The sequence below is a fragment of the Yinghuangia sp. YIM S09857 genome (assembly GCF_051388915.1).
Lineage (GTDB): Bacteria > Actinomycetota > Actinomycetes > Streptomycetales > Streptomycetaceae > Yinghuangia.
In genome coordinates, this window is record NZ_JBPKBH010000017.1 from 40,822 (window position 1) to 49,537 (window position 8,716).

Consider the following 8,716-nt stretch of genomic DNA (forward strand, 5'->3'; position numbering starts at 1 on the left):
CGGCGTCCCCGACCGGGGACGGGACGGGGCAGACGGCGGGGCGCAGCACGGGCCGGAACGCCGACCGCGGGACCGGGGACGCGACGGGGCACCCGGCGGGCAGCGGGCCGATCGAAGCCTCCGAGACCCCCGACAGCCCCGCCACGCCCCTCCTCGTCGCCCCGCTGCGCATCGAGCGCAGGGCGCTGGTGCGCGGCGGCGCCCCCGCGGTCGTGCGGTCCGGCATGGGCGAGGCCAAGTCCCTCGCGTACGCCGAAAGGCTCGCCGCCGCCCCGGCCGCGCTCGTCGCGGGCATGGGCGCGGGCATGCACGGCCTGCGTCCCGGCGACATCGTGGTGGCGACCGAGGTGCGCGGCCCCGACGGCGAGGTCCGGCCGTGCCCCTGGGCCGACGAACTCGTCAAGGCGCTGCGCCCGCTGCCTGTCCCGGTCTACGCCGGACCGGTCGCGACGGTGCGCAAGCTGGTCCGCCCGGCCGAGCGCGGCCCGCTCGCCGAGGCGGGGGTGGTGGCGGCCGACATGGAGTCGTCGTTCCTCCTCGCCCTGCGCTGGGCCGGGGCGGGGCCCGAGCGGCCGTGGGCGGTCGTGCGCGTGGTCAGCGACTCGCCCGGGCACGAGCTGCTGCGGCCGGGGATCGTGCGCAACGGATTGGCGGCGTACCGGTCACTCAAGGCGGCCGCCTCCACACTCTCCGCATGGCTCGGTGCGGTGGCGGGGCCGGATTCCGCGCCCTTCCCGGCGGCCGGGGCGCGCGAAGGGGCAGACTTGGGCGTGGGACGCGGCACGGCGGATGAACAGGACGGTGGCGGATGACGTTCGATCTCGGTGAGACGCTGGCGGAGTACGAGGGGCGCGGTTTCGAACTGACCGCCAAGCACCTCAATCCGCAGTTGCCGCGCGTGCTCCAGACCATCGGCTTCCACCGCAACTACGTGCGCGCCGAGGGCCCGTACCTCTACGACGAGACCGGCGCCGAGTACCTGGACTTCCTGTCCGGCTTCGGCACGTACGGCGTCGGCCGGCACCACCCGGTCGTGCGCAAGGCCGTGCAGGACGTCGTCGCGCTCGACCTGCCGGACATCGTGCACTTCGCGACGCCGCCGCTGGCCGCCGCGCTGGCCGACCGGCTGCTGCGCACGACGCCGCACCTCGACCGCGTGTACTTCTGCAACAGCGGCACGGAGGCGGTCGAGGCGGCGCTGAAGTTCGCGCGCTTCGCGACCGGGCGCAAGCGCGTCCTGTACGTCGACCACGCGTTCCACGGCCTGACCACCGGCTCGCTCTCGGTCAACGGCGCCAAGGAGTTCCGCAAGGGCTTCGAGCCGCTCCTGCCGGACGTCGCGGTGCCGCTCGGCGACCTCGACGCGCTGGAGCGCGAGCTGAAGCGCGGCGACGTGGCGGCGTTCATCGTCGAACCGATCCAGGGCAAGGGCGTGCTGATCCCGCCGCCCGGCTACCTGGCCGCGGCGCAGAAGCTGCTTCGGCAGCACGGCGCGCTGCTGATCGCCGACGAGGTGCAGGTCGGCATGGGCCGCACCGGCAAGTTCTGGGCGTACGAGTGGGAGCCCGGCGTCGAGCCCGACATCGTCACCGTGGCCAAGGCGCTGTCCGGCGGGTACGTCCCGATCGGCGCCACGCTGACCAAGGACTGGATCTTCAAGAAGGTCTACTCGACCATGGACCGCGTCCTGGTCCACGACTGCACCTTCGGCGGCAACAACCAGGCCATGGCGGCCGGCCTCGCGACCCTCGCGGTCATCGAGGACGAGGACCTGACGGGCAACTGCCTGCGCATGGGCGAGGCCTTCCAGGCCGCGCTGCGCCCGCTCCAGGAGAAGTACGAGCTGTTCGCCGACGTCCGCGGCCGCGGCCTCATCGTCGGCCTGGAGTTCGGCAAGCCCAAGTCCCTGAAGCTGCGCGCCGGTTGGTCGACCCTCCAGGCGGCCCGCACGGGGTTGTTCGCGCAGATGGTCGTCGTGCCGCTCTTCCAGCGCCACCGCATGCTGACCCAGGTCGCGGGCGACCACATGGACGTCATCAAGCTCCTGCCGCCGTACGTGCTCGGCCAGAAGGACGTCGACAACTTCACGGCCGCCTTCGTGGACGTCATGGACGACGCCCACAAGGGCACCGGCCTCATGTGGGACTTCGGCCGCACCCTCATCAAGCAGGCGCTGACCAAGTAGGTCGACCGGCAGCCCACTTGGCGCCGAGCGAACACGGCAGCACGCCGCGTGCCCGGGGAACTTCCTCGGAGGCGCGGCGTGTTGCTGTTCGCGGGCGAGATCAAGGCAGGCGTGTCCGGTCGATGGAGTGCCAGCCGGGATCCTTCGCGATCGCCTTGACCTGGTCGGCGGTCAGCGGCGAGGGTCGGCCGGTTTCGGTGTTCTTGCCGGAGCCCTCCAGATTGGTGCGCACTGTGATCGACACCACCGAGTCCTCCACGGGCACGGTGACGGTGATGGCGAACGGCTCGGCGGCGCCCGGCGCTTGCCGGGTGTGGACGGCGGACGCGCCGTCGTCGTCGGAGCACACGACGGTGTCGGTGACGCCGGTCCCCGGGTCGGTCGTCGCGCGGGAGTCGTCGGGGGTCGGGCATTCGGTCAGCGTTCGCCGTTCCATCCGCGCGTGGGTGTATATCGCACCCGCCTCCGTGTTCCACGAGATCTGCACCCCGTGCTCGAAGACGAACCCTTGCATGGCGCCTGCGAACCCAGGCGCGCCTTGTCGGCTCAGTCCCTGCTCCAGAAGAGCGTGTGCCTGCTCATAGTAGGGGGTGTCTCTTACCGTGACAGGTGTCGACGGCGGAGCCGCCGGGCTGCTGCCCACGGTGTCGTCGTTCGCCCCCGGGCTCGCTGCGAGCATCCCGCTTCCCGCGACGATCGCGACCGCCGCGACGGCGGCGACGGCCACCGCCCCACCTGCGGTCCGGGCCCACCTCCGCCGTCGCAGACGCCGCCGACCGCCCTCGCAGGCGCGCTCGACGAGGCCAGATGTCATACGGGGTGCGTCCAGGTCGGCGAGATCACCGCTCAGCCGGGCGCGCAGCATGTCTCCTGTGTCCACGCCGGAACTCCTTTCAGTGTGTATCGGGTGATGGGGCGTCAGCCGTGCAGCCGACGCACGGTCGGTGAGGTCTCTCGGACGGTGTCGCCCAGTTCGTCCCTCAGCCTTGCGAGCGCGCGGGCGGAGGCGGCCTTGACGGCGGGCACCGTCATGCTGAGCTGCGCCGCGGTGCACTCGATGCTCTGGTCCTCCCAGTAGCGCAGGACCAGGACCGCGCGGTCGCGCGGCGGCAGCCGGTGCAATGCGCCGAGCAGCGTCAGGCGCAGCTCGGGATCGCCGCGGTCCGGGGCCTCGGCGCGGTCGAGTGCGGCGTCGTCGATGCCGGTGACCTCGTCGGAGCTGCGGCGGCGGCGCCGGTCGAGGTACGCGTTGACGACGACGCGCGTGGCGTACGCCTCGGGGTTTTCGGTGGCCTCGACCTTCGGCCAGGCGACGTACAGCTTCTCCAGGGCGGTCTGGGCGAGGTCCTCGGCCAGGTGCCAGTCGCCGCACAGCAGGTACGCGGTGCGGCGCAGCCGTATCGCGACGCTCTCGGCGAACAGGGCGAAACCGTCACGTCTGTTTCTCCGCCACCCCATGCGCCACTCACTTTCTCCGTTGTTCCGCGGAGGCGGACCCGCCCCCACATGGTTGACGTATCGAGGGCCCCGGAAGGTAGCGGAACGGGTTCCGGGGGCGGGCTCCCGACGGGTTTCCGGACGGTTCCGTATGGGCAATAGGTTGACAGAGTCAATCAACTAAGTAGCATGAACCGGGTAGTCGCGGAGGCCTGGAAAGCCAGGCCCGACAAGGAGGTTCGCGCGTGCCAGGTTTCCCGTCCGATGTCGGTGCCGTGGACTTGATGATCGGATTCCCGAGCGCCCAGGCACGCAGCCACTACGACTTCCTGAAGCCGCAGTTGCGCGACGCCGAGAGCGCCGGCATGGAGTTCCCCGCCGAGTACATGTTCAAGGGCGTGCCCAACCACCTGGACGAGGGCGTCGACCCGGTCGCGGTGACGCTGTCCCAGATGGACGCCTGCGGTGTGGCCGTCGGCCTGGTCGGGATGGGCGAGACCGCGCAGCGCGCGGTCAAGGAGCACCCCGACCGGTTCCGGCTCAGCCTGGAGGTCGACCCGAACGAGATCACCGCCGCCGTGCGGCGCATCCGGGAGGCGCACGAGGAGCACCGCATCGCCGCGGTCACGACCTTCCCCGCGGGCTGCAACCCGCAGGTCCCGGTCAGCGACCGCCGGTACTACCCGATCTACCAGACCTGCATCGACCTGGACATCCCGATCATCTCCAACGCCGGGATCCCGGGCCCGCGCGTACCGGCCGCGTGCCAGGACGTGATGCACTTCGACCAGGTCTGCTACGACTTCCCCGAGCTGCGCATCGTGATGCGGCACGGCGCCGAGCCGTGGGAGGACCTGGCCGTCAAGCTCATGCTCAAGTGGCCCGGCCTCTACTACATGACCTCGGCCTTCGCCCCCAAGTACTACCCGAAGGCCATCGTCGACTACGCCAACACCCGCGGCGCCGACAAGATCATGTACGCCGGCTACTACCCCATGGGCCTGTCCCTGGAGCGCATCTTCCGCGAGCTGCCCGACGTGCCGTTCAAGGCCGACGTGTGGCCCAAGTTCCTGCGCGACAACGCGACACGGGTCTTCAAGCTCTAGAACGCGCGGGCAACGAGGCCGGGCCCGGGCCTGCCGCCCCGAGCCGCACCCGCACCCGCAACCCCACGACACACGACACGACAACAGAAAGGGCCGCGCGATGAGTGACCGCTACACCATCATCTCCGCCGACGGCCATGCCGGCGCCAACATGGAGACGTACCGCGACTACCTCGACGCCGCGTGGCACGAGGAGTTCGACGCCTGGCGCGACAAGTACCGCAACCCGTTCCGCGACCTCCAGGCCGACGGACGCACCCGCAACTGGGACGACGAGCGCCGGGTCCGCGAGATGGAGGCGGACGGCGTCGTCGCCGAGGTCGTCTTCCCCAACACCGTGCCGCCGTTCTTCCCGACCGGCCAGCTCGTCGCCCGGCCGCCGACCGAGCGCTCGTACGCCCGGCGCCTGGCCGGCATCCGGGCGCACAACCGCTGGCTCGCCGCCTGGTGCGGCGGTGAGCACAAGCACCGCCGCGCGGGCCTCGCCCAGGTCTTCCTCAACAACATCGACGACGCGGTCGCCGAGGCGAAGTGGGCCAAGGAGCAGGGGCTCGCCGGGATCCTGATCCCCACCACCCCGCCGGACGCGGCCGGCATCACGCCGATCTACGCGCCCGACTGGGACCGCCTGTGGGAGGTCTGCCAGGACCTCGACCTCGTCGTGGTCAACCACGGCGGATCCGGCTCGCCGGACTACGGGCCCTACCCTGCCTCGAAGTTCCTGTGGATCGCGGAGGCCGCGACGTTCTTCCGCAGGCCGCTCACGCACATGCTGGTGTCCGGCGCCTTCGAGCGGTTCCCGCGCCTGAAGTTCGTCATCACCGAGCAGGGCGCCTCTTGGATCCCGCCGCTGCTGCGCCAACTCGACGCGTACCACGAGCAGATGGGCTCCGGCCGCATCGGCGAGCTGAAGTACGACGAGGGCGACCGCCTGCCGCTCAAGCCGAGCGAGTACTTCGCCCGCAACGTGTGGGTCGGAGTCAGCTTCCCGAGCCCCGTCGAGGCCGACGCCCGCCACGAGCTGGGGGTCGACCGCTTCCTGTGGGGCAGCGACTACCCGCACGACGAGGGCACCTACCCGTACACCCGCGAGTCGCTGCGGCGCTCGTTCCCCGGTGTGGACCCGGCCGATCTGCGACGCATGCTCGCGGGCAACGCGGCCGAGGTCTACGGGTTCGACCTGGACGTGCTCGACCGCTACGCCGCGCAGTGCGGGCCGACGCACGCCGAGATCGCGGAGCCGCTGGCGAGCGTGCCGTCCGACAGCAACAGCCCGGCCTTCACCCGTCCCTGAGCCTGTCCCCGAGGAGGCATCCACCATGTCCGACAAGCGGTTCGCCGGACGGCGCGCACTGGTCACCGGCGCCAGCCGGGGCATCGGTGCCGCGGTCGCCCGGCGCCTGGCGGCCGAGGGCGCCGACGTCGCCATCACGGCCCGCAGCCTGGACACCGCGTCCAAGCTCGCCGGCACGCTCGCCGAGGTCGGCGCGCTGCTGGAAACGTACGGCGGCAAGGTCGCGCTGATCGGCGCCGACCTGTCCGACGAGGCCGACCGGGACCGCATCGTCCCGGAGGCGGAGCGGGCGCTCGGCGGACCGCTCGACATCCTGGTCAACAACGCGGCCATGGGGGTGTACGCGCCGCCCTCCGACTACCCGCTGCGCCGCGCCCGCCTGCACTTCGAGGTCAACGTCATCGCGCCGCTGCACCTCGCCCAAGCCGTCGTGCCCGGGATGCGGGAGCGCGGCGAGGGATGGATCGTCAATCTGTCCAGCGCCACCGCGCGGCCGTGGCCCGGGCCGCCGTACACCCTCGGCGGCACCGGGACCGGGACCACCGTTTACGGTTCCTCCAAGGCCGCTCTCAACCGGCTCACCAACGGCCTGGCCGCCGACCTGTACGGCAGCGGCATCCGGGTCAACACCGTCGAGCCGCGCGCCGCGGTGATGAGCGAGGGAGCCCGCGAGCTGGTCGGGCACATCGTGCGCGAGGACCAGATCGAGTCGATGGACGAGATGGTGGAAGGCGTGGTCGCGCTGTGCGACTGCGCGCCGGAGCGGACGGGCCGCGTCGAGGTCAGCCTCGACGTGATCGCCGAGCTGGGCCTCACCGTGCGGCGGTTGGACGACTCGGGCTGAGCCCGGGGCGGATGTGGTGATCCCGACCCCCGGAGTCCATTGCAAAGTCAAACACCGATTGCATACCCTCCGGATCATGTCGACGGATCAGCGCAACGAAGAGTTCATCGAGCCCAGCCCCGAGGAGATCGTGGCCTTCACGAAGGAACACGTGAAGGGCATGGAGGGCTCGGACGACGACGAGTGGTGGAACGTCGCGGGCATGCTGCACGTGCTCATCCAGACAGTCGGCCGCAAGACCGGCAACGTGCACAAGGTCGCGCTGCCGTACTGGGTGGACAAGGACGGCCACCGCGTCGTCGTCGCGTCCTTCGCCGGTGCCGACAAGAACCCGTCGTGGTTCGTGAACCTCGCTGACAAGAAGGCCAACCCGAGCATCCTCGTCCGGGTGCAGGGGGCGACCTACTGGAGCGACGCCGAGGTGCTGGACGGCGACGACTACACCGCCACCTGGGCCGGGCTCACCGCCGACCGCGCGTACTACAACGACTACCAGAGCCGTTGCGAGCGCCGGATTCCGCTGGTCCGGCTGCCGGAGAGCAACCTCGTGGCGAAGCGCGGCTGAGTAGTGCGCGGACAGGTGGAGAGCCGCTGAGCAGTGCGCGGTTATGTGGTGCGCGGTTGAGTGGTGAGCTGCTGAGCAGCGTGCGCGGCTGAGCGGCGCGGTATTTGCGTGACTGCGGCCCGGTCGCCGACTCCTGGGTTCCCCGGGTCGGCGGCCGGGCCGCACGCGTCGGCGCGGCAAGTGGGTTAGGTTGACGGCGGCCGCCCGGCCGTACGCGCGCCGCGACGAAGGGGTACCACGTGCCGCACTGGACCGTGTTCGACTACGGGGAAGTCCTATGCCACGCCTCGACGGCGCTGCCGGACATGGCCGCATCGGTCGGGGTCGCGACGGCGGACTTCGAGGCGGGGTACTGGGCGGTGCGGGACGCGTACGACCGCGGCATGCCCGACGAGGTCTACTGGACCGAGGTGGGACGACGCGCGGGCTTCGGCGTCGACGCACGCCGGGCCGCGGAGTTGACCGAGGCGGACGTCGCGGGCTGGCTGGACACCAACCCGGCGTCGCTCGCGCTGATCGCCGAACTCGCCTCCGAGGGCGTGCCGTTGGCGCTGCTGTCCAACGCCCCGGCCTCCTGCGGGGTGGCGTTCGCCGCGCAGCCGTGGGCGCGGTACTTCCGTCACCTGGTGATCTCCGCCGACCACGCGATGGCGAAGCCCGACGCGGAGATGTGGCGGGTGCTCGCGGAGCGGTTGGACGCGCGTACGTCCGACTGCCGGTTCCTGGACGACCGCGAGGACAACGTCGCGGGGGCGACGGCGGCCGGGCTCGGGGCGCACCGGTGGACGGGGGTGGTGCCGGCGCGGGCTTGGCTGGTGGAACAAGGGGTGTTGCCGGGCTGATCGGGGCGATCGCCGGACGTACTCGCTTGGTCGGTCGCGACGAACGCGAAGCCGGGCAAGGCGACGACGATCGTCGGGGTCACGGAGAACCAGCAGGGGTACCCGGACCCGATGACGCTGATCGGTCGCTACTGAGTGGATAGGTGGGTGGGTCGGTGACCGCGGTCCCCGCCAACCCACAGACCTGCCGGCGTGCCCCCGTCGCCCGCCCAGCCTCCAAGCCCGGCGTGATTGAGCCGGCGCGCTGTCGAGACTTGACCTGGTGGGCGGCGGTGCGGCGCGTCTGGCGGGTGTGGTGCGGGACTCCTGTGGCCTCGTGACAAGCTGGGGTCATGGGTCTGTTCACTGTCGACGAGGCACGCGAGGTGCTCGCCGAGTTGCTTCCCGTCCTCGATGAGATCGTCGCGGGGGGGGGGGGGGGGGGGGGGGGGGGGGGGGGGGGG

The 8,716-nt window shown here is 71.3% G+C and carries 9 protein-coding genes; 7 read left to right on the forward strand and 2 right to left on the reverse strand.

From position 1 onward, the window contains the following. On the forward strand, positions 1-812 hold an 812-nt coding region (locus ACRX5S_RS29545), incomplete at its 5' end, for a phosphorylase family protein (RefSeq protein ID WP_436776201.1). Next, complete coding sequence (locus tag ACRX5S_RS29550; RefSeq protein ID WP_436776202.1) at positions 809-2,185, forward strand: aspartate aminotransferase family protein; 1,377 nt, start codon at positions 809-811, stop codon at positions 2,183-2,185. The genes ACRX5S_RS29545 and ACRX5S_RS29550, both read left to right, overlap by 4 nt. A gap of 100 nt (positions 2,186-2,285) precedes the next feature. Here the strand turns inward: ACRX5S_RS29550 and ACRX5S_RS29555 are convergent, their stop codons facing one another. Next, on the reverse strand, positions 2,286-3,065 hold the full coding sequence (locus tag ACRX5S_RS29555) for a hypothetical protein (protein ID WP_436776203.1): 780 nt from the start codon (positions 3,063-3,065) through the stop codon (positions 2,286-2,288). Positions 3,066-3,103: 38 nt separating this feature from the next. Beyond that, positions 3,104-3,643 (reverse strand): sigma-70 family RNA polymerase sigma factor, encoded by a 540-nt coding sequence (locus ACRX5S_RS29560; RefSeq protein ID WP_436776204.1) that lies wholly within the window; start codon positions 3,641-3,643, stop codon positions 3,104-3,106. Positions 3,644-3,867: 224 nt separating this feature from the next. Here ACRX5S_RS29560 and ACRX5S_RS29565 point away from each other — a divergent pair, with 224 nt between their 5' ends. The 5 genes from ACRX5S_RS29565 (at position 3,868) to ACRX5S_RS29585 (ending at position 8,273) form a co-directional block, all read left to right on the forward strand. Continuing rightward, positions 3,868-4,728: an amidohydrolase family protein gene (locus tag ACRX5S_RS29565; RefSeq protein WP_436776205.1), complete on the forward strand. Its 861-nt coding sequence runs from the start codon at positions 3,868-3,870 to the stop codon at positions 4,726-4,728. Between the two features lie 100 nt (positions 4,729-4,828). Then, positions 4,829-6,022 carry an amidohydrolase family protein gene (locus tag ACRX5S_RS29570; protein WP_436776206.1) on the forward strand — a complete coding sequence of 398 codons (1,194 nt, stop codon included), beginning with the start codon at positions 4,829-4,831 and terminating at the stop codon, positions 6,020-6,022. 25 nt (positions 6,023-6,047) lie between these two features. Further along, on the forward strand, positions 6,048-6,866 hold the full coding sequence (locus ACRX5S_RS29575) for an SDR family NAD(P)-dependent oxidoreductase (RefSeq protein WP_436776207.1): 819 nt from the start codon (positions 6,048-6,050) through the stop codon (positions 6,864-6,866). Positions 6,867-6,942: 76 nt separating this feature from the next. Continuing rightward, positions 6,943-7,431 (forward strand): nitroreductase/quinone reductase family protein, encoded by a 489-nt coding sequence (locus ACRX5S_RS29580; protein WP_436776208.1) that lies wholly within the window; start codon positions 6,943-6,945, stop codon positions 7,429-7,431. A gap of 239 nt (positions 7,432-7,670) precedes the next feature. Further along, positions 7,671-8,273: an HAD-IA family hydrolase gene (locus ACRX5S_RS29585; RefSeq protein WP_436776209.1), complete on the forward strand. Its 603-nt coding sequence runs from the start codon at positions 7,671-7,673 to the stop codon at positions 8,271-8,273. Positions 8,274-8,716: the final 443 nt, after the last annotated feature.

Excerpts from the sequence above, each read along its gene's own strand:
- ACRX5S_RS29550 (WP_436776202.1), top strand. The coding sequence starts at position 809 with ATGACGTTCGATCTCGGTGAGACGCTGGCGGAGTACGAGGGGCGCGGT.
- ACRX5S_RS29560 (WP_436776204.1), bottom strand. The coding sequence starts at position 3,643 with ATGGGGTGGCGGAGAAACAGACGTGACGGTTTCGCCCTGTTCGCCGAG.
- ACRX5S_RS29570 (WP_436776206.1), top strand. The coding sequence starts at position 4,829 with ATGAGTGACCGCTACACCATCATCTCCGCCGACGGCCATGCCGGCGCC.
- ACRX5S_RS29575 (WP_436776207.1), top strand. The coding sequence starts at position 6,048 with ATGTCCGACAAGCGGTTCGCCGGACGGCGCGCACTGGTCACCGGCGCC.
- ACRX5S_RS29580 (WP_436776208.1), top strand. The coding sequence starts at position 6,943 with ATGTCGACGGATCAGCGCAACGAAGAGTTCATCGAGCCCAGCCCCGAG.